We start from the raw sequence: 25539 nt of genomic DNA, 5'->3' as shown, positions 1-25539 counted from the left end.
ATTTCTCGACTTTTGAAATAAGTTGAAAATAAATGGAACCAGGCTAAAAAGCCTGGTAGTAAAAATACTTTCATATTTATTTATACGCTATTTACTTTTCTTTTTTACGACGTCTACCAAACAAGAGCAATGAGCCTAAACCAGCAAATAGTCCACCGAACAATAGACCATTTTGTGTATTTTCTTCACCTGTATCTGGTAATGTCTTATTAGATTTTCCATCTTTACTAGTACTAGCTGCTTTACCAACATTTGATCCAGAATGCGGTCCATTATCTATATTAGACCCTGGAACCATATCATGATCTACATCACCGTCATTATCAGAATCGGCGTCACTATCAGAGTCTGCATCACTATCTGAGTCCGCGTCGCTATCTGAGTCTGCATCACTATCTGCATCGGCATCGCTATCTGAGTCCGCGTCACTATCGGAGTCCGCATCACTATCTGAGTCTGCATCACTATCTGAGTCTGCATCACTGTCTGAGTCTGCATCACTGTCTGAGTCTGCATCACTATCTGAGTCTGCATCACTATCGGAGTCCGCGTCACTATCTGAGTCCGCATCACTATCTGAGTCTGCATCACTGTCTGAGTCTGCGTCACTGTCTGAGTCTGCATCGCTATCTGAGTCTGCGTCACTATCTGCATCGGCATCACTGTCTGAGTCTGCATCTGCGTCAGAATCTGAATCATCGTCGCCATCACCAGAACCAGAACCTTGTTTTACGATATTTTCATTGTCCCAATAATATGTGTTTTGATTTCCATAATAATCTGTATTACTATGAGTCACTCGTGTTCTTACACTTTCGTCACTATTGTCAAAGTGTCCGTCTACTACTACAACATAAGTTTTTGAAGTATTACTGAAATCTATTGTCGCTGTATTGTCTCTATAAGTAATTGCGTTACTAAACTGATTTGTTACATCTACATAATTTGAATCTTCAGGATTAATATAGTAACTATCTGTTAATTTTGTATTATCTTGAACTTCGTATACTTTAAATGATGTATTATTTTCATCAATTAAAGTACTACTTTTCGTAGGGTCTTCATGATAACCTTGGATTTTAACTGTAGAATAATTTAGTTTATTGCCTTTAGGGTTAACGTATATAGATTGAGTATATTCATTTTGCCCAGAATGTAAGTCTATCTCTGTTATAAACGAAGTAATATTTGATCCATTTTCACCTCTATTACCTTGTACTGGACTTCCATAATTAATATTTATATCTTCATTAAATGTTTCGCCAGCTACATCAAACTCTAAAGGATATTCACCAGATTGAGGAGCATTTTTTCTATCTGTAAATAACGGAAGTTCAAATTGACCATTAATATTCTTCTTACCATTTATAAAATCAGTAAATGTATACGTACCTGTTTTATTAGTAGTGTTGTACATTCCTGTAGCAATGACATCACCATTTGCATTTTTTAGTTCTGGTAAATTCATAATATTATTTAAATTTGAATAATCTACATCGCCATCAGCTGTTAAATACTGAGGTAATTTAAACGTAAAGTAGTCTCCAGATTTAACTTCTCCATCAACTTGGAATTTTGAATTAAAGGAAGTGTGCCCACTATTATTCGGATTGATATCTTGAGAATTAAAATTAAACTCAGTCGTGTTTACTTTATCATTTACTAATGTTCCAGAAGGTTGCTCGCTTGCTTCCTCTGTACTTTCTTTGTCATCTGTATCAGTTGCTGTATTCGTTACAGCATCATTAGTATTTGACTCTTCTTTATTAGTTTCTTTATCAGTTTGTGTATTTTCAACTGGTTCTTCATTAGTTGATTCAGTGTTGTCTTCTACTTTATCTGTTACCGGTGTTTCTGTTGGCTCTTCTCTTGTTGCTTCTTCGCTATCTTCTGCTTTATCTGCTGACGGTGTTTCTGTTGGCTCTTCTGTTGTTGCCTCTTCGCTATCTTCTACTTTATCTGTTACCGGTGTTTCTGTTGGCTCTTCTGTTGTTGCCTCTTCGCTATCTTCTGCTTTATCTACTGACGGTGTTTCTGTTGACTCTTCTCTTGTTGCTTCTTCGTTATCTTCTGCTTTATCTGTTACCGGTGTTTCTGTTGGCTCTTCTCTTGTTGCTTCGCTATCTTCTACTTTATCTGTTACCGGTGTTTCTGTTGTCGTTGTTTCATTATTAATTTCGTTATCGTTTGATGTATTTTCAGCTGGTTCCGCAACTGGCGGTACTTCTTCACTTGTTGTATTTTCTGTAGTTTTCTCAGCTGTTACCTTATTTATATTACCGTTATCGGTTATGTGTGTTGTACTACTAGTAGTAGTTTCTTCAGCTTGCGCTTCATTTCCTTGTCCTAAAAAGATTAGTGAACCTATAATAATTGAAGCTGTACCTACTGTGAATTTTCTAATTGAATACTTGTTTAATCGATTAGGGATGAAATCTAACCTTCTTGAATTTGGTTTCTTTTTCATAATAATCTTCTCCTTCCATTGTTAAAACTTCATTAATCGTTGTTAATTACAATAATTAGTAAACTTTATTATTTAAATAATAATTATAATAAATTAACAAATTTCTACATTCCCCCTTTAAAAAATATAATATCACATTTATTTTCTTAAATGTATATTTTTTACAAATAATTATGTTTATAATTTCGTTAACAAACCTTATTCAATTACAAAATATCTCAAAATAAAAAACGTTCGAACACACGAACATTTTTCAACCTTTAATTTAAATTACCTTATTATTCTTATTTGTTTGATTTGTTATTCTTGAATTTAGTATAAATTACTATACAATTTTAGTATCACATAAAAAAGAAGGGATATACGTGCAACAAAATAAAATGAGCCGCTACCTAAGTAAAATTGAGAATATAGGTAATAGACTTCCACACCCAGTTACGATATTTTTAATATTTATCGTTATTTTATTTGTTCTTTCACATATACTTTATTTATTTGATGTGTCCGTATCATTTAAAGGTATAAACCAAGAAACTGGAAATGTAGAAAACCAAACTGCAAAAGTTATTAGCTTGCTGACACCTTCTGGTATTTCACATGTATTTACAAGTGTCGTTGAGAACTTTACATCTTTCGTAGCACTCGGCCCTGTTTTGGTCGCTATGCTCGGTGTTGGTGTAGCTGAAAAAACTGGTTATTTAAGTGCATTAATTCAAAAGACCGTTGCACATACACCACGTAAATTCATAACTCCAATTGTTGTGTTATTAGGTGTACTTTCTAACATTGCCGCTTCAGTAGGATATGTTGTATTAGTGCCTCTTGGAGCAATGATTTTCTTATCATTCAAACGTCATCCTATAGCGGGACTCGCTGCTGCATTCAGTGGTGTAGCAGGTGGTTATTCTGCAAACCTATTCCTAGGTACAAACGATCCAATATTAAGTGGTATGACGACAGAAGCTGCACATATACTTAATGCTGATTACATTGTAAATGCTACAGATAACTGGTTCTTTATGTTTGTTTCTACTTTTCTTGTTGTAGGAATTGGAACGTTTATTACAGATAAAATTGTTGAACCTAGTTTAGGAGAATATGAAGAACCTGAAAACACTAAATTTGATGAAATTAATCCTAAAGCTTTTAAATGGGCTAACATTGCTTTAATTGCCGTAATTGTTGTTATCGGTAGTATGGTTATACCATCTAATGGATTATTAAGAGGAGAAAATGGAAGTTTTATCGATTCACCATTTATACACAGTATTATATTTACGATGATGCTCGTATTCCTTATCCCTGGTTTAACTTACGGTGTTATTAACAAAACAGTTAAAAACGATAAAGATGCAGTTGAACTCATGAGTGGGTCTTTAATGACAATGTCTGAATTTATTGTTTTAATCTTTTTCGCTGCACAGTTTGTTGCATTATTTGAATACTCTCATATTGGAACAATACTTTCTGTAAACGGTGCTGAATTACTGAAAGCTATGCATGTAAATGGACTAACAGCGCTAATAGCATTGATCATAATTACAACAATTATAAATATTTTTATCGCTGCAGACTCTGCAAAATGGGCACTCATGGCACCTATATTTGTGCCGATGTTTATGCAATTAGGCGTTTCTCCTGAAGTTACACAAATAGCATATAGAATTGGAGACTCGTCAACAAATATCATTTCACCACTAATGCCATTCTTCCCTTACATCGTGTCAGTAGCAGAAAGATACGGAAAGAAAAATGGAATAGGCACAGTCGTATCCGTCATGTTGCCATACTCTATCGCAATTCTCATATTATGGACAATTATGTTTGTCATTTGGTACTTACTAGGAATACCAGTCGGACCAGGCGCACAAACGAATATTTAGTTGAATTTAAAACTCCCTTCAAACTTGGCTTTGAAGGGAGTTTTTTACAGCATGTCTTATTAATACTTTGTTCACTCAATGATAAAGTTGTGCGTGGACCTCGACTTGCAACTTTCATAAGGTGCATCATCACATCATAAGCAGATTTTATAACAATATTTATTTTTAAGTTATACTTTAATTAAGAGTAAAAGGAGCGTGGTTGAATGAATTATAGATTAGCGACAGTAGAAGATGTTGAAGGTATTATTTACGTATGTTCTGAAGGTTATAAAGCTACATACAAAAACATTCTTCCTCAAAAATATATCACTCAAATTATTAATGAGTTTTATAATAAAGTTCGTGTAACAAATGAAGTTTTAAATATTAATCATTATTGGAATGGTTGGTTTGTAGCAGCAGATAAAGGTAAAATTATTGGAGCTGGTGGTGGAGGTTTTCGTAATGATAGTAGTTCTGAACTGTATGTCCTTTATTTAGACCCTACTCGTAAAAGAGAAGGTATTGGAACAAAATTATTACATAAAATCACAAGCGATCAAATAGAACGTGGTGCAAAAGAGCAATGGGTATCAGTATTAAAAGAAAACTACATGGGGATTCCTTTTTATGAAACAAACGGTTTTCAATTCCAATTTGAAAAACCAATGAACACACTCCCTAAAGAGGAAGGCTATCTTTCATTAAAATACAAACGTAAGTTATAAATAAGATTTATTCATAAAGGAGCGTGGTTGAATGAAACTCAGTGTACTGGATCAGGCACCCATTTCTAAAGGTGACACGCCTGAGGAAACATTAAGGAAGACTATTGAATTAGCGAAATGGACAGAGTCGTTAGGTTATCACCGTTATTGGGTTGCGGAACACCATAATACGAGTGGATTAGCGAGTTCTTCACCAGAGATATTAATGACAAATATAGCCGCTTCGACAAATCAAATTCGTGTTGGTTCTGGTGGTATTTTGTTACCTCAATACAGCCCTTATAAAATTGCAGAAAATGCTAAGACATTATCAGCATTTTTTCCTAATCGTATTGACATTGGATTTGGTAATTCACCTGGTGGTTCGCCTTCTACACAAAAGGCTTTAACGGATAATCACATTAAACCTATTGATGATTTCCCTAGACAAGTTAGTGATTTACAAGGTTTCTTATATAATTCACTTCCTCGAGATCATAAATTCAGACTTGTGAAAGCTGGACCTCGTATCGATAATCCTCCTCCAATGTGGTTATTAGGATTAACTGAAAATGGTGCAAAAAATGCTGCGAATTTAGGAATTGGCTTTGTATTTGGTCATTTTATCAATCCTAAGTATGGAAAAATAGCAATGGAGCGATATTATAATGACTTTAAACCTTCTGTTAGTCAGCAATCACCTTCTAGTATTGCATGTATTTTTGTAGTATGTGCTGAAACTGATGAAAAGGCTGAAGAACTTGCTCTAAGCCAAGATAAATGGTTAATTAATGTTAGCAAAGGTCGAGGGACTAAAGTATTGTCTTCTGAAGAAATCAACGTTGAAGATTTTACAGATGAAGAACAGGATTTAATTAAGAAAAATAGAAAACGTTGTATTATCGGGTCTCCAGAAACAGTCGTAGCAAAATTAAAAGAACTTGAAACATATTATCAAACTGATGAATTCATGATTATTACTAATATTTATAATTTTGAAGATAAGAAAAAGTCTTATAAATTACTTGCGGATGAAATAACTGAATAATCACAATTTTTAGTCATTTTTAATAAAAGTTATATGCTTTTTTGTATAATTATACAAAGAACTTGAATTAATAATTTGATACAATTAAAAAGGAAAAGTGTAAAGGAGAGAACTTAATATGAGTGAATTGAAAATAGCAAAAAGATTAATTATGACACCAGGTCCTGTAAGTGTGGACCCACGTGTTTCACAAGCAATGAGCAACTCTATACTTGGTCAATTTGATCCGGACTTTACAGCTATAATGGATGAAACAATGGAACTGATTAGAAAATCATTTTTAACAGAAAATACATGGTCATTCCCTGTTGATGGTACAAGCAGAGCGGGATTAGAAGCTGTTATTTCAAGTATCGTCGAGCCAGGAGATCGTGTTTTAGTTCCAATTATAGGTAGGTTTGGACATTTATTCGCAGAGCTAGTTCAACGTGCTGGAGGTATCGTACATACTATTGAATGTCCTGTAGGAGAAGTTCTACCACAAGAAGAAATTATTAAAGCATTAGATATCGTAAAACCTAAAGTATTAGCAATTGTTCACGGTGAAACATCTACCGGACGTCAGCAACCTATAGATAAGATTGGTAAAGCTTGTAAAGAACGAGGCGTTTATTCAGTAGTGGATGCCGTTGCTACATACTTAGGTACAACTATACCAGTTGACGAATGGGAATTAGACGCTGTTATTGGCGGTGCTCAAAAATGCTTATCTATACCTTCTGGCATCACACCAATTACTTTCAATGAGCGTTTTAGTGAAGCAATTAATACTAGAAAACGTGTTGAAGAAGGTATTAGAACTAACGAAGAAACAGAGAAAGAAGTTTTCATAAGAAGTAATTACTTTGATTTAACACAACTTCAAGATTATTGGAGTCCTAAACGTTTAAACCACCATACAGAAGCAACAGCTATGGTTTATGCATTAAATGCCGGCTTAAAAATTGCTGTAGGAGAAGGCGTTGAAAATAGAGCTGAACGTCATGCTTACCATCACGAAGGTTTAAAACGCGCACTAGAAGCACTTGGATTAAAAATTTATGGAGATGCAAACCATGAAATGAAAATGGTCATTTGCGTTGAAATCCCTGAAGGTGTAGAGCCTAACGAATTTAGAAAATCATTATTAGAAAATTACGGTGTAGAAATCGCTGGATCATTTGGCGAACTACAAAATAAAATATGGAGAATTGGCTTAATGGGCTATGTAGTAGAAAAACAAAACATACTTACATTCTTATCTATTTTCTCTTTATTTTTACAACAACAAGGCGTACAAGGATTAAATCCTGTTAAAGCATTAGATACACTTATTAAATATTATGAATCATAATTTTGATTAAAACAGGGAGTGGGACAGAAAGGTGTCTCACCCTCTTCAACTCTTATTGGATTTTCTTTTTCATTAATCCAACTAATCATACCTTTATTGGATTTTCTACCTCAATAATCCAAATAACTATACTCTTATTGGATTAACTACAACAATAATCCAACTAACCACACCTTTATTGGATTTTCTACAACAATAATCCAACTAACCACACCTTTATTGGATTTTCTATCTCATTAATCCAACTAACCATACCTTTATTGGATTTTCTATCTCATTAATCCAAATAACCACACTCTTATTGGATTTTCTACAACAATAATCCAAATAACCATACCTTTATTGGATTAACTACAACAATAATCCAACTAACCATACTCTTATTGGATTTTCTACAACAATAATCCAACTAACCATACCTTTATTGGATTTTCTACAACAACCACACTTTTATTGGATTTTCTATCTCATTAATCCAAGTACAACAAAAAACTATTACAATCCCTAATTATAAACAAATACTCCTAATCCGTTAAATCGGATTAGGAGTATTATTTTATAACTTTTATTGATCTTCTACATATACATCTTGTGCTGCTTGTATAGCAAATATAAACGTTAAAACAGATATAACAAGTAATGCGATTATACCTACGTCCCATCCGCCGAAGTAATCATGTAAATATCCAACGAAGAACGGTCCAATTGCTGCAATAAAGTATCCGATAGATTGTCCGAATCCAGACAATGACATGCTACCTGCACTTGTTCTTGCTCTTATTGAGAAGAATGTCATACATATACTGAAACATGCACCCATTCCTAGACCCGCTATAACCATACTAATTGCTAGTAAAACAATTGATTGGCTAAATAGTAAACTGAAGCCAACTAAGAATAGCACCGTTATAATTGTTACGAGTATTTTTTGATTTTTCATTTTAGAAGCAATTATTGGAAATAGAAATGTCATAGGTACTTGTGAAAATTGGTTCAACATAAGGAAATATCCAGCTGTAGTTGGTGATAGTCCTTTATCTATTAGGATGGAAGGGACCCATGCAACTACTGTATAAAACACCATAGATTGAAAGCCCATTGTTAACGCAACAACCCATGCTAACTTAGAAGTTACCATTTTAGGTTTAGGTCCTTGTGCTTTAGCTTGCATTTCTTTAGTAGCTTTAATTTCCTCGGCTTTTCCACCTTTAACTTGAGGCATCCATAATATAAGCGCTAATACTGCTAATATAATCCAAAACGCTAATGACAAACGGAATCCTAATGGTGAGATTTGGGATAAGGGATAACTTAGTCCACCACCCAGACCAGCAGTAAAGTTCATCGTCGCACTATAAATACCGGTGAATAAACCTATTTGTAATGGGAATTTCCATTTCACATAACTAGGTAGACAAACGTTTCCGAATGCGATAGCCACACCAATTAAGATTGTACCGAAAATAAATAAATTAATACCGCCAGATACACGTAAGAATAAACCAACCATTAATAAAATTAGTGCATAAACAATTGCACCTGACATCGTTAACTTAGTAACAACTCTCGATACTAACGGAGATACAATCCCGAATATAAGTAAAGGTATTGTTGTTAAAAATCCAGCCAAACTATTATTGATTTCTAATGTAGATTTAATTGAGTCAACAACCGGACCAACAGAAGTTAATGGTGCCCTTAACGTTGAAGCTACAAATATCATACCTAATAAAACAATCCAAATATCTTTAAAATGATATTTTTTCATTTGTTCTTCCAAATCCTCACCTCCATATAAAATTTTTAGAGTCTAAGACATAAATAATTGTCTCAGACTCTTTCATAATATTGACAGTAGCTGATTATTTTACAATGCGTGTGCCAGCTTTGCCTTCTAAAGCATCTACTGCTTCGCCTAATGAACAAATAATAGCTTCATTACCTGTCTTAGCAAATTCAATAGCAGCTTCAATCTTAGGTAACATACTACCTGCTGGGAATTGTCCTTCGCTCACATATTGTTCAGCTTCTTCAACTGAAATTTGTTCTAATTTCTTCTCATTCTCTTTACCATAATTAATATAAACATTTGGTACATCTGTTAACATCATGAACACGTCTGCTTCTACTTGTTCAGAAAGTTTTAAGCCTGATCTATCTTTATCGATTACAGCTTCTACACCTTCAAGATTTCCTTCTTCATTACGATATACAGGGATACCGCCACCGCCTGAAGAAATAATAATTGATTTACTTAGTAAACTTTTAATTTCTTCAACGCCATGAATAACAAGTGGTTCTGGAGAAGGTACTAATCTGCGGTAACCTCTACCTGCATCTTCTCCCATTGTGAAGCCTTTATCTTGTTCTAGGCTTTTTGCTGTATCTTCATCAAAGAATACGCCTATTGGTTTAGATGGGTTGCTGAACGCTTTGTCATCTTTATCCACTTCTACCATAGTTAATAATGTACTAACGTTTGCATTAATTTTATCTTTATTCAAATGATTTTTCAATGCCATTTCCATCATATAACCAATCATACCTTGTGATTCTGCACTACAAACGTCTATTGGTAATGCTGGAACGTTATCTTTAGCATACTCATTTTGAGCAATAATATTTCCTACTTGAGGTCCGTTACCATGTGTAACAACAATTTCATGGCCTGCTTTTCTTATTTCTATCATTTTTTCTGTAGCTGTTATGACATTGTTGTATTGATTGTCATATGTTGCTTCTTGTTTAGGTTGTAAAATAGCATTTCCACCTAAAGCAAGCACGACTCTTTTACCCATTAATTCCACTCCTTATGTAAAGCTAGAGAAATACCATAAAGTGTATCCATTCCTGAGGATGAACCAACTGATATTAATTCTTTTATCGCTTTTTCCGATGCTTCATGTTGAAGCTTTGTAATTTTCGAACTAAACAACCCGTCTAAAGCACAATTTAAAAATGCTTCACTAACGACTGTTGTAAGATGTTCATTCAATAATTGTTTTAATTTTAATAAATTTGATGTCTCTATAAATGGTGTTAATTTATTTGCATAAAGTATACCAGTTATAATATCATCACCTGTTGGCGTCAGACCTTGTCCTCTACCAATGTAATATCTTAAATAAGGTTCAATATCTACTTCTTTCGAGCTCAGAGCTACTAAAAATTCATCTATTTTTAAACTTGTAAATTCTGATTCTTCATAATCTGCAAAAGAAAATTTATCCAATTGTTCTTTTAATAACGGTACATTACATTGATCAAAATCTTGTTCTAAATCGAGCACATCAACTTTCCAGTTTAACTTTAAATGATTAATATTTAAGGTATGATGTTGAACTTTCAGTTGTGCCCCAATCTCAATTTCAGAAATGAGCTGATCTCTCGTATATGAATCGACAAGTATACCGAAAGGGAACCGACCATTTTCGTCAGTACCTATGAATATTAAATCTTGTTGATTCGTTATGATATTAAAGCCTTTTTTAAATACACTGTGCACATAAAAAGCATCATGCTTTCTTAATAAATCAAGTGCGACACTACCTGTCGCACTTGCATTTAAAATCATCTTAGAATCCTAATTTCTCAGCATAAGCTGTAATTGCTTTTTCGAAACATTCGATTGGAGGATGTACAGTACCCGCTCCAATTTGTCCAAAGCCTGCTACTTTATGTGCAATACCAGTATTAATAACTGGAGTAATGCCTGTTTCTACTACTTTTCTAGCATCAATTCCTAATACAGCCCCTTTGAAATTCCAAGTTGGAATAGCAAAGTTAGGATTTTCACCAATAGTGATTTCTGTCATTTCATTACTTGTTTGTAATGCGTCATCAAAGCCGCCTGTGCCTACAAAGCGTGTCACTGCAGGAGCAGCAATCATTGCCATGCCTCCTACACCTATTGTTTCTGTAATTGCAGAGTCTCCCATATCTGGGTTTGCATCGTCTGCTGAGTAACCAGTGAAATACAGTCCTTGTGGTGTGTTTACTGGCCCAGTGAACCATTCGTCTCCCATACCAGCGATACGGATACCGAATTGATTACCGTTACGTGTCATAGCTGTAACTACTGTACCAGATTGAATAGTTCTTGCTGCATCCATCATTGCTTTACCAGTTGCCATAGCAACATTCAAGAAGAATTGGTCTGTATCAGATAAGAACTGTATTACTTCTGTACGTTTTTCGTTATCAATGTGGTCTAATGAAGATATAACTGGTGCTATATCACGTAAGAATGCGTATGAAGAAGCAATATTACGTTGGTGGAATTCGTCACCCATAGCGATAGCTTTTGCGATAAGCACGTTAACGTTCATACCATCTTCTAGTGAACGAATTGCTTCACCTAATACAGGACCAAGTACATCTTTCATCCAATGTAGACGATTAATAACTTGTTCATTGTATGCACCGAAACGCATAACCGCACCGATACCTTCGTTCATTTGGCAATATGCTTCGTTACCATTTTCTCTGTTTTCTACAACAAGTACTGGCATGTTCATTGAAGTAATACCGCCCATTGGACCCACCGCGTTTACGTGATGACATGGTATCAATGTAATTTCATCATTTTCTAACATTTTTCTAGCAGTTGCTTCATCATCAGCCCATTCTTCAAAAAGAATCGCACCGACACATGCACCTTGCATTGGATCTGTCATATCGTCATATGTCATTGGAGGCCCTGCATGTAAAAGAACATTCTCTTTTAATTCTGGAATTTTAGTTTTTGCTGGGACTACATCTACTAAGAACGGTGCAGCAGCAACCATTTTATCTATAACGGCTTGATTGGCTTCATCAATTGTTTTAAATCCCATTATACTGACTCTCCTTCATAATTATTTAAAAATTGTAAGACTTTCATTAATTTTTCATTTCCACCTGCTATTGGACGCCAGTTAAATTGAACAACTTCTGATCCACTGTTTTCAACCGCTTCAGCGAAACTTTTCAGGCCTATGTTAATAACACTTGGTTTCATATTGATAAGGTTCATAATTTTTTCATCAACTGTTAAATCAACTTTAGTTGCTTCAAATGTTTGAACTTGTAATTCAGGTTGTTCTACTTTTCCACCTACTAATTCAATAGCTGTACGAACCATTTGATCGTTTGTATCACAAATAATTGCACCAGCTTCACGTAATGTTTCTTGTTGTTGTTCATAACCTTGATGATCATGTTCAGTACCAACTACAGTAGCTAAGATTGCAATATCTCTACCTTCTGATTGAACTTTAGATTTAATACTTGAGATTGTTGGTGCTAATTCATTTGCCATATCATCATGGCTACCATATCCAATTACGTTATCAAGCATAATGACAGCAGTTGTTTCTTGATCTGCAGATTTTTCTAACATTTCGATACGTTTCCCAGGATCAATCATTGGGTGTGGTCTACCTTGAGTATACATATCATCACCTAAGTCGATTACTTCGTGATTATTTGCTTTCAAAGTAAATCCTTCAGCTTCTTCACTTTCAACGTTTAAAGCATCTTTAACTAACATTGCTGCTTCAGAAGCTAAAGTACCGCCTGAATAATAACCTTTAATACCAGTTTGATTATCTTTTAGTTCAACATTAATATCTTTAAGTGTTGAAGCTGCAAAGTTCGGTTCTTCGCCGTTAGATAACTGTACAGAAACACGAGCTGCTTCTTCTAATGTGTATGCATGATGAATATTTTTCTCAGTAAATTCTGGTTTATGACCTAAGAATAGTGTTACAACTGGTTTTTCAATATTACGTAAAAGATTTAATACTTTTTCTTCTACTTCTTTAGCTGGGGGCTTAGAAATTACAGTTATCACTTTTACTTTAGGATCTTGGTTTAAAGCTTTGATTGAATCTAACATTGTAACCGCACCAACTTCTGTTGATAAATCACGGCCACCTGTACCGATTGCGTTTGTAACACCTTTGCCTTCACGGTCAATAATTGTTGTAACTTCTTGGATACCAGTACCAGATGCTCCTACAACACCAATGTCGCCTTCGTTCACGATGTTTGTAAATGCTAAAGGTACACTATGAATAATACCTGTACCACAGTCTGGTCCCATAACCATTAAACCTTTTTCATTAGCTTTTTGTTTCAACGCTACTTCGTCTTCTTTAGCAACGTTGTCACTAAACATGAAGACGTGTAAGCCATTGTTTAAAGCGTTATCTGCTTCCATAGCAGCATATTGACCAGGTATAGAAATCATTGCTAAGTTAGGATTATTTGCTAAATCTAAAGCTTGGTTCCAATTTGAAGCTTCTTTATTATTTGATGCTTCTTCCTTTTCACTATTGCCTTTTAATTCTTCATCTACTGCTTTACTTACTTCTTCTACTTTTTCTTCATCTTCTGTATCAACAACGATAGCAATATCGTTTGGTTTAGCATCTTCTAATTCTTCTGTTCCTAAACCTGATGATTTAAATATGTCTTTATTTGCTGGTGTTCCCATCATTATTGAAACTTTATTCACACCGTCAATTGCTGATAATTTATTTGATAATAACATTAATACAATTGAATCTTGGTATGTGTTTTCTTTAATAATTGTATATAACATTTTCTTCCTCCAATTATTATTCGGCAAATCTATTTTTGCCGTGATATCTATCGTAATGTACGTCTTCAGATATTAGATAATTATAAATATCGTCTACTATCTCTATGCCTTCTTCGTCATACTTTTCACTTCTTAATTTGCCGCGTTCACCTGGATAATATATTTCTCCATATCCTTCAGCTGCCGGTTGCTCTTTTAGTTCATCGAGCATAGTCGTGATTTGTTTTTTAAATTGATTTAAATCTGTAAAATAAGAAGGATTAATAACAATGTGTAATTGTCCTAAGTCTCTTCCTTTAGTTAAATCTTGATACATAGATGAAACATGTATACCGTGTGGCACACTTAACAAGCTTCCAGAAAGGATATCAACCATCATCATAAGTCCGTAGCCTTTTGGACCTGCAACAGGTACTAAAGCATGTACATCTCTTGAATCAGTTGTTGGCTCACCTTTGTCGTTTACTGCCCAAGTATCAGGAATAGATTCGTTTTTACTGCGCGCATCTAATACTTTCCCCCAAGCTTGTACAGTCGTTGCCATATCAAAAGTAATAATACGATCATCATTTGATGGTGCACTAAATGCAATTGGATTTGTTCCGAAATATGGCTCAGTTCCACCAAAAGGTACTACCATTGGGTCAGATTGACACATGCTTATCGCTACCATGTCTTCTTTAGCTGCCATTTCAACAAAGTAGCCTAGTGCGCCGCTATGAGAAATATTTTTAACACCTACTACTGCAACGCCATTATCTCGAGCCATCTCTATCGCTTCTTCCATAGCTTGCTTTGCAGCTTGATGTCCAGGACCGTTATCACCATCAAATGTGGCAGTTGCTGGTCCAGTCTTTTCAAATGTATAGTCTGGATCAGCCGTTATACCTCCTTTAGCTATTCTTTCTGCATAATATTCAACACGTACTGCGCCATGTGAATGAATACCACGATGGTCAGCAAATGTTAAAACATCTGAAACATCAGACGCTGCTTCTTCGTTTAAACCAGCTTTAATTAATTTTTGTTTCATAAGATTGAATAGTTCTTGTTTTGAAAGACGCATAACGCCACCTCTTCTCCTTTGGATTAATAAACGCGATCTGAAATTAAATATTCGTATATTTCTTCTGCTACTGGAATACCAGTTTCTTGGTATTTTTTAATAACATCTTCTTGAATTTCACCTGGATAATAAACTTTGTCATATCCTTTTGCTGGTGGTACTGCGTGTAACTCTTCCACCATTTGTGAAATCTGTTCTAAAAATCTTTCTTCGTCACCAAAATAAGCAGGATTAATAACAATGTGTAACTGACCTAATCTACGATATTCTGTTAAGTCTTTATACATTGAAGTAACATGTTTACCAAACGGTAGTCCTAATAAACTACCTGATAAAATATCAACCATCATCATTAGTCCGTAACCTTTTGGACCAGCTACTGGTAATAAAGCGCTTACTTCATGTGGGTCAGTTGTTGGTTCACCTTTGTCATCTACAGCCCAAGTATCAGGAATAGATTTATGTTTACTACGTGCATCTAATATTTTGCCCCAAGCTTGAACAGTTGTTGCCATATCAAATAATATTGGTGAAGCATCTTTTCTTGGTGCACTAAACGCTATTGGATTTGTACCAAAATACGGTTCAGTTCCACCAAAAGGTACTACCATCGGATCTGATTGACATACAGTTAAAGCAACCATACCTTGTTCAGCTGCTTGTTTAGCAAAATAACCAATTGCACCACTGTGACCCATTTCTTTAACACCAACGATACCAATACCTGATGTTTTTGCTAATTTCACTGCTTCTTCCATTGCTTCATATGCAACATAATGCCCTAAAGCGTTGTCGCCATGATAAATACCAGAAGCAGGACCTGTTTGTTCAAAATTTAAATCTGGTGATAATTTATATCCGCCTTTTGTAATACGTTCTGAATAATATTGCATTCTCACGGTTCCGTGAGAATGCACACCTCTTTCATCAGCAAATATTAATAGATCCGCGGATTTGTCAGCTTGAGTTTCTGGTAAGCCTGCTTTTATTAATTTATCTTTCATAAGTTGACGTAACTTATTACGTTCAACATATACTAAAGCCTCTTCCGTCATTGCCGATTATCTCCTTTATATTTCGATGTCTCTATTTGCATCTTTAGAATAAATATAAGCGAATGGCTCATCTAAACCTACAGCATAAGTAGCTTGTGGTGAATATGCACCCATGAAGATATAGTCGCCTTTATCAACTGGTAACCAGTCATTGTCTAGGTTATACATACCTCTACCACTTAATACGTAAGCACCATGTTCTTGTACGTGTGTCTCAATGTAACCGTGAGAAGCGCCAGGTTTGAATGACAAGATATGAATATTCATGTCGTATGCAATTTCTTTAGGTAGTAAGTCTTGAACAAGTACTTCTTCCATACCTTCATACGCTTCTTGTTTTAAATCATTTACGTTATCTGTAACAACTTCTGGTGTATGGCCTTCGATTGGTTGGTAACGTTTTTTGTATAAGAATACTCGGCTGTCTTCGCCATTGTTATTGTTTTCAAATGTAAGTTCTAAGTGAGGTGGTACATATAAATAGCCGCCTTCATTTAATTGATATTGTTTGCCATCTGCATAAGCATTAATTTTTCCGTAAACAACATAGATAAATGTTTGAACACCATTTCCACCAAAGCCTTCTTTATTTCCGCCTTGATTCTTCAATGTAACTAAGTAGTCAACAAAACGTGCACCTAATCTTGGTGAACCTAAAATTGTAATATCGCAATCTTCAAAGCCAGGTACAACGTTATTTACTAAACCGTCTGGCGTAATTACCGCATAATTGTCTTTCTTAATTACTGAACGTGTCTCTAATAAACCTTCTCTGTATCCTTGATTATGATTTAAATATCCCATTATAAAATGCTCCTTTATTTTTATATTTTTATTCTTTATAAGCTAATTCATAAAGTGTTTCTTTTAATACTTCGATTCCTTTAACAAGATCTTCGATATTTGTTTCTTCTTTGACGTTATGACTAATACCATCAATAGATGGAACAAATAACATTGCTGTTGGTACATATTTCGCAAATATTTGTGAATCGTGACCAGCTCCTGATGGCATAACTTTATACTGATCGCCAACTTTTTTCTGAGCTGATGACTCAATGACTTTAACAATTGATTCATCCATTAATGTTGGTTCTTCATCCATCCAACGATCGATATCACATGTTATGCCATCTTCATCACAAATTGTTTGAATAGTTGTTTCAATTTCGTTTGCAAATTGATCCAATGCTTCTTGGTCAATATGTCTGCAATCAATTGAGAATGTTACTTCACCAGGCACTACATTTACAGTGTTTGGAACTGGCGTAACATGGCCAAATGTTAAAACTAACGGATCCCCTATTGATACTGCTTTTTCCGTTAATTGAGTTGCAATTTTACTAAAAGCAACTACCGTATCTTTTCTTAATCCCATCGGAGTCGTTCCAGCATGGTTTGCTTCACCTTTTAGGTTAACTGTATAACGTTTTTGACCAACAATACCATTTACAACTCCAATTGATTTGCCTTCAGCTTCAAGAACTTTTCCTTGTTCAATATGCATTTCAACAAAAGCCTTGATGTCATCTCTGACTGTATCGTTTTGTCTAAAACCAAATCCTGCATCACGCATAGCATCGACAAATTTTATACCTTCTGCATCTTCAATATCTTTAACATCTGCATTGTCAGCTAAATTAAAGAAGTTCTTACTTCCCCAGAAAGCATAAGGGAAACGGCTGCCTTCTTCTTCAGCTAAAGATAAAACCTCTAATGATCGCAGTGGTGCACCAAATTCTTCTTTTAAAGATTGGATGGCAACTAATGCTGACAATATTCCAAATTGCCCATCTAAATGTCCACCTTCTGCCACTGTGTCAATGTGTGACCCTGATACGATAACTTCGTTAGGATATTTAGTGCCTTGCAGTCTACCAGTTAAATTCCCAACATCATCAAATTGTGCATCTAATCCAATTTCTTTAAATGCTGTTTCTAATTGTGTTACCGCTTCTTTCCATTCTTTTGAATAAAGCAAGCGCGTAATGCCGCCTTGTTCTAATCCACCAAAACTGGTGAATTGCTTGTCTAATGCTTCAAAAGACGATTTTATATCCATACAACACAACTCCTTTGTTCGTTCTCTTTCATTATAAGATTTATTTTTTGTCAGTTCATCTACATTTCACACAAGAAACTAATAGCTTTTTATGCATAATCAACAAATACTATTTTCTCTTTACTTGAGATAATATAGTTAGAGAAATATACATTTTTAAGGAAGTGATTAAATATGTCTCATATAATAGAGACAGTGAAGGCTCAAGACGGCTTTTTATTAAACATGAAAATATTGTCATCAAAAGATTCAAAAGCTTTAGGTAGTATCGTTTATTATCATGGCGGTGGTTTTTTATCCGGAGAACCTGATGACTTACCTAAAGAATACTTAAACATTTTAAATCAAAGTTTCAATATTATTATTGCGGACTATCGTTTAGCACCTGAAGTGGATTTAAATTGTATTATCCAGGATGCTTTTGAGGCTTATGATTTCGCGCATAATTACTATAAAGATTTGCCAATTTACGTTTTTGGACGTTCAGCTGGAGGTTACTTGGCATTTCAAGTTGCAGCTCACAAAGAAACTGCAGGTATTATTGATTTTTATGGCTATGCTCGTATTCATGTACCCCAATTTTTAAGATCTCATGCTCAATATAAAAAATTAACCGAAAGTATTACGCCTGATTTAATCAACAGTATGATACATTCTAAACCTATTACATCAATTCCAATACAAGAGCGATATATTTTATATTTATACGCTCGTGGTAATGGAAATTGGTTTAAATATTTAGGTGTAGAACATTCAACTGATTCAAAATTTAATTTACAACCAAACCAATTAAAAAAATTACCACCTACATTTATTGTACATGGTAAACACGACCCAGATGTTCCTAGTAGTGAAAGCAACTTTGTTGAACAAAACATACCAGTGACTGAAAAGGTTATCGTACAAACTGAGGAACATGATTTTGACCGTACCCCTACATCTTATACTGAATCAATTTATGAACAAGCTGTTGAATTTTTGAAAAATATAAAGTGAGGTTCGAAATGAATATTAAAAGAGTTTTATCTACTTTAGAAACATTTAATCAATATGGTCGCAATGATGATACAGGCGGTATAAACCGAATTGCTTTTACACATCAAGAAAGATTATCTGCGCTCAAGTTTTCAATGTTATGCCTACAAGAAGGTATGAATGTTTATTTTGATTTTATGGGAAATGTAATTGCACGACGAAGCGGTAAATATAATGACTTGCCAGCAGTCGTAATCGGTTCTCATATAGATACAGTCATTGAAGGTGGTGAATACGATGGACTACTTGGTGTTGTTGCAGCATTAGAGGTTGTTAGACATTTAAACGACTATAATATTGAAACTGATCATCCAATAGAAATTGTTGCTTTCACAGTTGAAGAGTCAACGCGATTTAACCAGGCAACACTCGGTAGTAAATATTTTTGTGGATTTCTAACAAAGTCACAAATGGAACAAATTAAAGATAACAACGATGAAACATTATTAAATGTCGTTCAATCACTCAAACAAGATGTCAGTACAACAGTAGTTCCTAGAAAGAATTCAGATATGAAAGCATTTTTAGAATTACACATCGAGCAAGGACCCATTCTACAAAATAAAGGGAAAGATATAGGTATTGTTACACATATTGCCGCACCTCACAGATTTAAATTAAAACTAAAAGGTGTAACAAGTCATTCTGGTTCTACACCGATGCCAATGAGAAAAGATGCTTTAACAACAGCTTCAGAAATCATATTAAATATAGAAAAAATTGGTAATCAATTTCATAAAGAAGGCATCGTCACAACAGTCGGCTATACAAAAGTACATCCAAATTCCATGAACGCTATACCCGGTGATGTAACATTGCTTATAGATGTTCGAGGAAAATCAATCGAGCCAAGAAATGAAGTAGTACAAAAAATCAAAACAAGCATAGAAGATGTAACAAATGCACGTGGTATTGAATATACACTTGAAGATTTAGGTCACGATAGCCCTGTGACATTAGATCACCAAATTGCTAAAGAAATAGAAAATGTAGCACAAGACTTAAATATAAGTTATCGCTATATGTTTAGCGGTGCTGGTCATGATGCAATGAACCTTGCAAAAATATGTCCAACAGCTATGATTTTCGTGCCATGTAGAGATGGTATTAGTCACTCACCATTAGAAAGAACAGAACCACAACAAATAGAAAAAGGTATTCAAGTATTGATTGATACCGTTATTGAAATTTCAAAATCATAAATACACATATAAAGCCACGCTGTTAGACGATGAACAGCGTGGCTTTTTTACAGATTGTTGATGCTTGGATGGTCTTATTGTCACTTCTCATCAAACGTGTCAATAACAGTAGCCTTATTGTCACTTCTTATCAAACGTGTCAATAACAGTAGCCTTATTGTCACTTCTCATCAAACGTGTCAATAACGGTAGTCTTATTGTCACTTCTCATCAAACGTGTCAATAACAGTAGCCTTATTGTCACTTCTTATCAAACGTGTCAATAACGGTGGTCTTATTGCCACTTTTTATCAAACATTGGAGTTTGACAGAAATCTCATGTTTAAATAGATTTCGTAGTCCCACTCAGCCAGCTACTGCCAATACAAATATAATCTATGCCCACGATGTTCCAGAGATTAAAAATCTCCTAACTCGTATATTAAACGAATTAGGAGATTTTTTGAGCATGAGGTTTAGGTCTCAAACTCTTTTTGTATATATTAGGAAATTTATAATGAGTTTATAGGTTTATCAACGTTTTATAATTAAATGAATTGACCGATATTTTCGTCAGAAATACCTTTTTCTATGTCATAGATTTCAGTACCACGTAGAATTGTTTTAACTACTTGCGCACCGATAGTTCTACCTACATATGGACTAATTTTATTACGGTAAGCTAAATCTTCAGTTTGTAATGTGTAAGGTGAGTCTTTTTTGATAAATACAAAGTCAGCATCTTTACCTACTGAAATACTACCTTTTGAATCAAGTCCAAAACGTTTTGCTGGGTTTGTCGCAATGATATCAGCAAATTGTTTCAACGACATGTTACGTTTTTGTACACCTTCGTCAAATAACACATCAACGTTATTTTGTACGCCTGCAATACCGCCCCATGCTTCAAAAGCATTGTCAGTATCTTTCAAGTCTGGTGTACATGGTGAGTGGTCTGAAGTTACAAATGAGATATTGCCTTCAAATACATGTTCCCACATACCTTCTAATCTAGATTGTTCGCGGATTGGTGGTGAACATTTCACAACTGGTCCGATTGAATCTAACTCTTCTTTATAGAAGTATAGATAGTGCGTACATGTTTCACATGTGATATCTACACCTTCTTGTTGTGCTTTAACAATTTCTTCTACGCCTTCTTTACAAGCTACATGTACGATGTGTACACGACATCCTGTTTCTTTTGCGAAAAGAATAATTTTACGAATTGGTTCAACTTCTGTAAATACTGGTCTTGAATCAACATATGCGCTTAAAGTAGTTTCGCCATTTTCTTTAGCGATTTCGCCTAAACGATCAGTGATTGTCGCATTTTCAGCATGTACTGATAGTATTTTACCTGTTTTAGCAATTTGTTTCATACCTTCATATAATGAATAGTCATCTACATTCATGAAGTCTCCTTCAATTGAACGATCTCCACATGTAGCTAAGAAACATTTGTAAGCAACAACGCCGTTATCAGATAATTCTTGAATGCCGCCATTTAAATTGTAAGGTACTAAACCGCCGTAGCTTGCAACATCGACAGAAAGTTTACCGTTACCTGCATCAAATTTTTCTTGAATAGATTTATGATCAACAGTTGCTGGAACTTGGTTCAATGGCATTTCAATAAATGAAGTTACGCCACCTTTAGCAGAAGCTCTTGTACCAGTTTCATAGCCTTCCCAACTATCACGGTATCCGCCACCTGGTTCAGTAATATGAACGTGTGCATCAACCATACCTGGAGATACAATCAAACCTTTAGCATCTACAACATTATCAGCCTCGCCTAACTCTTTTCCAATAGCTGCTATTTTACCGTCTTTAATACCTACTTCTACTTCTTGTTCGCCATCTTCTAAAATGACTAAACCATTTTTTATAATAGAATCAAATTTCATAACTATGCATCCCTTTCTGTTCTTCTTACAGATTTTAATAACCAATATAGTAGACCAGATGTTAAGAATCCAATAAACCAAGAAAAGTCAGATATAACGCTAAATCCTGGTAAGAATCCTAGTAAACAAATGATAACACCCACTATTGTAGCAACATATGCTGGTAGGTTAACTTTAGGTATTGCTTTTTGTTTAGCTTTTACATCAAAGTACAACTCATCAATATTGATTTTACATTTTGAAACAATGAAAAAGTGTATAATCATAACGCCTGTAACAGGTCCTAGAATAGCACCAATCATATTTAAGAATACAAATATGCTATCTTCGTTCTCCATCATTTTCCATGGCATAATCAATACGCTGACCACACAAGCTATGATAACACCTGTTTTATAATTAACAAATTTCGGGAATAACGCACTTAATTGATAAGCTGCTGGAATAATGTTACTTGTAGCATTAGTTGAAATCGTTGTTAATAATAATACGCCTAATGCAACTAACACAGCCCAGAAGTTATCCCATTGATTGATAATCGTTAAAATGTTCCATTCTTGATGTCCAATATAAATTGAACCACCTATGATAATCGAAACACTCGCTACAGCAAATAATGTTTGAGCTACAAAAATACCTGCTGTTTGTCCGATAATTTGTGATTTTGTAGATTTAGCATTTTGTGTAAAGTCTGCCACACTTGATCCGGGTCCAGCCCAAACGCCAAGTAATGAGTTAAATATGAGGAAGAATGCCAACAATGAAGGATATAATAATCCACTGTTTGACGATAATTCATAATTAACAATATTACCGAATCCGCCGGCAGTATAAATGCCCCAAATCGTCATACCACCAAATACAATATAAATAAGGGGATTAAGTATTGCAGTGAATTTATTTAGTGTATCTCCACCACCAAAACCAATTGCAAAATTAATTACCCAGAAGATAATAAACGCAATGAAACCTGGTAATGTTATGCCGAGGAAAGTGCCTCCTCCGCCAATCTCGCTAAATCCTGGTATTACTTTATTAATTAAAATTAACAAAGCTTGTGAACCAGCATAAGTTTGCAGTCCAAACCATGCAATTCCGGCTATAACACCACGTAAAATACCTGGTAGTTTAGCACCGATGTCCCCGTAAGTATGTCTTAAATGCATTGCAAAAGGTATTCCAAATTTAGAGCCAGCGTAACCATTCGCTACGAGTAAAGTTGCAATAAAGAATGAACTTAAAACTAATGCAATCATTACTTGTAATGGCGAAAGACCAAGTAGTAAAAATCCACCAACCGCTGTATAATTTGGTATATTGTGAACCGCACCCATCCACAACGTGAAGAAGTTAAATGCAGTTGAATTTCTTTGTTCAGAATTCTTCGGCATGATATCTTTATTATAACCACGTTGCTCGAAAACTTTAGAATCTAGCTGGGTTCCCCTGCTCTGTTCAATCATAGTAGATTCTCCTTTAACTATTTTAAAGAAGATTATTCGTATAACCTTCAGAAGTAATGTTACTATTAACATAAAACGTTTTCATTGTGCGTATTGACATATTTTTTATAGATTTTATTAAAAATGAACAAAAAAGGAGTTAGATTAATGCCAACATTAAGAGAAATATTGGAAGTTCCTAGATTTTCAAACTTAAAATTAATTAATGAAAATGGGGATATAGATAGAAAAGTTGAGGGGTTAGATATCACGGAGGCCCAAGATATTAAACACTTCACTTCACCATATATGTTAATACTGACAACTGCTATGAATTATCAAGAAGACCAAGATGGATTAATACAACTCATCAGTGATTTAAATGAAATTCAAACAGCTGGTCTTGGAATTAAAGTGTCACGTTTCTTAAAATCTATAGATCAAAAAGTTATAGATTATGCAAATTCCATAGAATTCCCTCTGATTGAGATTCCAGAAGCGTGGAATTTAGGAGATATTACACATCATATTTCATCATATATTTCAGATGATGAATCGGAAAAAATGAACTATGCTTTAAATATACAACAAGAATTAAATCATATGTTAATAAAAGGGTACGATGCTAACTTAATGGTCGAAAGATTCAGCAAGTTACTAAAGGTACCAATCATGTTAATTAATCCTTTTGATGATGTTGAAGCGGTTAGTCATCACTATACTCATAACAGACAATTACTAAATGAAAACTTAAAGTATTTTAAGCTTTATAAGTCGACTCAAGACATCAAACAAAATACTAAATCTTCTTTTAATGAAAAGCATGTCATATTTGAGGTACCAGCTTTTAATTACTTTCCATATTATTTAATGGTTTCAAACGTTGATACTTTAAGCTATCCATTTAGTTTATTAACAATAGAACAAGCTGTTACAACGATAAGCTTCGCTATATATAAAAACAGTCGTATTAAAGCTACCGAACAACAAGATGTAAATAGATTTTTTGAATCGCTTATGACTGAAAATACATTATCTATTAAACAGCATCCAGATTTGTTCAAACGTTATAACATCCATTTATCTGATTTCTATCAAATTTTAATTTGTGCAATTGATAGTGAAGATGGCGTAGAAAATAGTGTTTATCTTAATGAACGATATCAAATGACATCTGAATGGTTATCAAATATGTTGCATGATATCGATAACACTATTTCTGTATTTACATTACCAAGTAACTATAGATTTGCAGTATTACTACAAACAAAACATCAATATTACTTGGATTATTGTAAATTCATACAAAATGAATACACAAAGTATTTCCGCGGAAATATCTCTATAGGCGTAGGTAACGCAGTATCAGAGTTTTCACAACTGCCTTCTTCATTTTTCGAAGCTAATGAGGCATACGAAGATGAAGCTGAAAAAGGTGAAAAAGCTTTCTTAAAAGTTTATAAATCAAAAAGTGTCCAAGAACTATTACAACTTATTCCTGAAAGTAAATTAAAACCTTTCATTACTTATACTTTAGGTCCGTTGGCATATCCTAAAAAGACGAAAGATAAAGAATTAAAATATACATTAAAAGTTTATATGGATAATCAATGCGATATCACTAAAACAGCAGATGAAATTTTTATTCATAGAAACACTGTGAAATATAGAATTAAAAAATGTGAAGAAATCATTGGTTACCCGGTTGAAGATCCCGTAAGATCTTTAGATATACGAATCGCTTTATATGCATCAGAACGTATCAGTTTTCATTAATAAAAA

General features: G+C 34.3%; 19 protein-coding genes. 7 read left to right on the top strand and 12 right to left on the bottom strand.

Annotated elements, in window-relative coordinates:
- Positions 1-91: 91 nt before the first annotated feature.
- On the bottom strand, positions 92-2467 hold the full coding sequence (locus tag LQ615_RS06405; protein ID WP_275584104.1) for a fibronectin-binding protein FnbA: 2376 nt from the start codon (positions 2465-2467) through the stop codon (positions 92-94).
- Positions 2468-2832: 365 nt separating this feature from the next.
- Between LQ615_RS06405 and LQ615_RS06400 the strand changes: the two genes are divergently transcribed.
- From LQ615_RS06400 to LQ615_RS06385, 4 genes are all read left to right on the top strand, one after another.
- A complete protein-coding gene (locus LQ615_RS06400) occupies positions 2833-4350 on the top strand; it encodes an AbgT family transporter (RefSeq protein WP_235855328.1) in 1518 nt (505 codons plus the stop codon).
- A gap of 206 nt (positions 4351-4556) precedes the next feature.
- Positions 4557-5060: a GNAT family N-acetyltransferase gene (locus LQ615_RS06395; RefSeq protein ID WP_135032202.1), complete on the top strand. Its 504-nt coding sequence runs from the start codon at positions 4557-4559 to the stop codon at positions 5058-5060.
- A 31-nt stretch (positions 5061-5091) separates the two neighbouring features.
- Positions 5092-6087, top strand: a complete 996-nt coding sequence (locus LQ615_RS06390; RefSeq protein ID WP_239704191.1) for an LLM class flavin-dependent oxidoreductase — start codon at positions 5092-5094, stop codon at positions 6085-6087.
- A gap of 118 nt (positions 6088-6205) precedes the next feature.
- Positions 6206-7420, top strand: coding sequence for a pyridoxal-phosphate-dependent aminotransferase family protein (locus LQ615_RS06385; RefSeq protein WP_239704192.1), 1215 nt, complete (start codon positions 6206-6208; stop codon positions 7418-7420).
- Positions 7421-7985: 565 nt separating this feature from the next.
- Here the strand turns inward: LQ615_RS06385 and LQ615_RS06380 are convergent.
- The 9 genes from LQ615_RS06380 to allC all read right to left on the bottom strand — a co-directional run bounded on the left by LQ615_RS06380 (position 7986) and on the right by allC (position 18189).
- Positions 7986-9200, bottom strand: a complete 1215-nt coding sequence (locus tag LQ615_RS06380) for a CynX/NimT family MFS transporter (protein WP_228082780.1) — start codon at positions 9198-9200, stop codon at positions 7986-7988.
- An 82-nt stretch (positions 9201-9282) separates the two neighbouring features.
- Entirely contained in the window at positions 9283-10218 is a 936-nt protein-coding gene (arcC, locus tag LQ615_RS06375; protein ID WP_016999009.1) for a carbamate kinase, read from the bottom strand.
- A complete protein-coding gene (locus LQ615_RS06370) occupies positions 10218-10994 on the bottom strand; it encodes an oxamate carbamoyltransferase subunit AllH family protein (protein ID WP_239703902.1) in 777 nt (258 codons plus the stop codon). The genes arcC and LQ615_RS06370 overlap by 1 nt, the downstream gene beginning before the upstream one ends.
- 1 nt (position 10995) lies before the next feature.
- On the bottom strand, positions 10996-12255 hold the full coding sequence (locus tag LQ615_RS06365) for a YlbE family protein (protein WP_016999007.1): 1260 nt from the start codon (positions 12253-12255) through the stop codon (positions 10996-10998).
- Complete coding sequence (locus LQ615_RS06360; protein ID WP_070045067.1) at positions 12255-14006, bottom strand: acyl-CoA synthetase FdrA; 1752 nt, start codon at positions 14004-14006, stop codon at positions 12255-12257. Before LQ615_RS06360 ends, LQ615_RS06365 begins: the two co-directional genes overlap by 1 nt.
- 16 nt (positions 14007-14022) lie before the next feature.
- Positions 14023-15072, bottom strand: coding sequence for an ureidoglycolate dehydrogenase (gene allD, locus LQ615_RS06355; protein WP_239703903.1), 1050 nt, complete (start codon positions 15070-15072; stop codon positions 14023-14025).
- A gap of 23 nt (positions 15073-15095) precedes the next feature.
- Complete coding sequence (gene allD / locus LQ615_RS06350; protein ID WP_016999004.1) at positions 15096-16127, bottom strand: ureidoglycolate dehydrogenase; 1032 nt, start codon at positions 16125-16127, stop codon at positions 15096-15098.
- A gap of 15 nt (positions 16128-16142) precedes the next feature.
- Positions 16143-16931 carry a (S)-ureidoglycine aminohydrolase gene (gene allE, locus LQ615_RS06345; RefSeq protein ID WP_016999003.1) on the bottom strand — a complete coding sequence of 263 codons (789 nt, stop codon included), beginning with the start codon at positions 16929-16931 and terminating at the stop codon, positions 16143-16145.
- Positions 16932-16959: 28 nt separating this feature from the next.
- Positions 16960-18189, bottom strand: a complete 1230-nt coding sequence (gene allC, locus LQ615_RS06340) for an allantoate deiminase (RefSeq protein WP_016999002.1) — start codon at positions 18187-18189, stop codon at positions 16960-16962.
- Positions 18190-18363: 174 nt separating this feature from the next.
- Here allC and LQ615_RS06335 point away from each other — a divergent pair, with 174 nt between their 5' ends.
- Together LQ615_RS06335 and LQ615_RS06330 are read left to right on the top strand one after the other, a co-directional pair.
- Positions 18364-19185, top strand: coding sequence for an alpha/beta hydrolase (locus tag LQ615_RS06335; protein ID WP_016999001.1), 822 nt, complete (start codon positions 18364-18366; stop codon positions 19183-19185).
- A gap of 8 nt (positions 19186-19193) precedes the next feature.
- A complete protein-coding gene (locus LQ615_RS06330; protein ID WP_239703904.1) occupies positions 19194-20426 on the top strand; it encodes a M20 family metallo-hydrolase in 1233 nt (410 codons plus the stop codon).
- A 527-nt stretch (positions 20427-20953) separates the two neighbouring features.
- Here the strand turns inward: LQ615_RS06330 and allB are convergent.
- Together allB and allW are read right to left on the bottom strand one after the other, a co-directional pair.
- Complete coding sequence (gene allB / locus LQ615_RS06325) at positions 20954-22315, bottom strand: allantoinase AllB (RefSeq protein ID WP_135022221.1); 1362 nt, start codon at positions 22313-22315, stop codon at positions 20954-20956.
- Positions 22316-22317: 2 nt separating this feature from the next.
- Entirely contained in the window at positions 22318-23778 is a 1461-nt protein-coding gene (gene allW / locus LQ615_RS06320) for an allantoin permease (RefSeq protein WP_147641129.1), read from the bottom strand.
- Positions 23779-23925: 147 nt separating this feature from the next.
- On the opposite strand from allW, the gene LQ615_RS06315 reads away from it, so the two are divergent.
- Positions 23926-25533 (top strand): PucR family transcriptional regulator, encoded by a 1608-nt coding sequence (locus LQ615_RS06315; protein ID WP_070045061.1) that lies wholly within the window; start codon positions 23926-23928, stop codon positions 25531-25533.
- Positions 25534-25539: the final 6 nt, after the last annotated feature.

The organism is Mammaliicoccus sp. C-M13 (assembly GCF_022386845.1).
GTDB classification, from domain to species: domain Bacteria; phylum Bacillota; class Bacilli; order Staphylococcales; family Staphylococcaceae; genus Mammaliicoccus; species Mammaliicoccus lentus.
This window is presented reverse-complemented; position numbering and strand designations above follow the sequence as displayed.